The 469-nt window shown below is 59.3% G+C and carries 1 protein-coding gene; it reads right to left on the reverse strand.

Annotation, left to right across the window (positions count from 1 at the left end):
- Positions 1–61 precede the first annotated feature (61 nt).
- Positions 62–403, reverse strand: a complete 342-nt coding sequence (locus CYR55_RS23130; RefSeq protein WP_175580835.1) for a hypothetical protein — start codon at positions 401–403, stop codon at positions 62–64.
- Between the last annotated feature and the right edge of the window lie 66 nt (positions 404–469).

Here is a 469-nt window from a genome sequence, read left to right on the forward strand (position 1 = left end):
GGGTCGAGCCAGGTTACCCCGCCGAACAGGTGCAGATCCGGCGTGACGTCGCCGTCCGCCATCAGCTCCAGCCCGCGTAGTCGAACTCAACCTGGGTCACTTTGAGGATGTATGGTGCTGTGCCGTCAGCGTCAGGATCACGCGGCTTCACCAGCGCACCAGACGCCACGAAACGATCCAGAACCTTGGTCATTTCACGGGTCAGGGTCTTTTCGGTCACGTTATCCGGCTGGTGTTTCAGCTGGCGGCCAAGCTGGAAGAAATAGCGGCTGATCGCATTCATGATCGAGGGCACATGCGAGAAGCGCAGATAGTTTTCTTCCGGGTACGTGGTGAGCGCATCGTCAATGATCATCTTGCCTTTAGTGCTTACTGCCACCTTGTTGATGCGGGCGTCATACATAGCCTGCGCAGCAGGGGTTCCAGCACCAGCGATAGGTGGGAGCGGCGCGCGGTTGAGAAGCCCGCG

Origin of the sequence: Chimaeribacter californicus, from assembly GCF_002858675.1 — a bacterium.
In the GTDB taxonomy this organism is placed as follows: domain Bacteria; phylum Pseudomonadota; class Gammaproteobacteria; order Enterobacterales; family Enterobacteriaceae; genus Chimaeribacter; species Chimaeribacter californicus.

Coding starts and splice junctions, on each gene's coding strand:
- CYR55_RS23130 (WP_175580835.1), bottom strand. CDS start 403: ATGTATGACGCCCGCATCAACAAGGTGGCAGTAAGCACTAAAGGCAAG.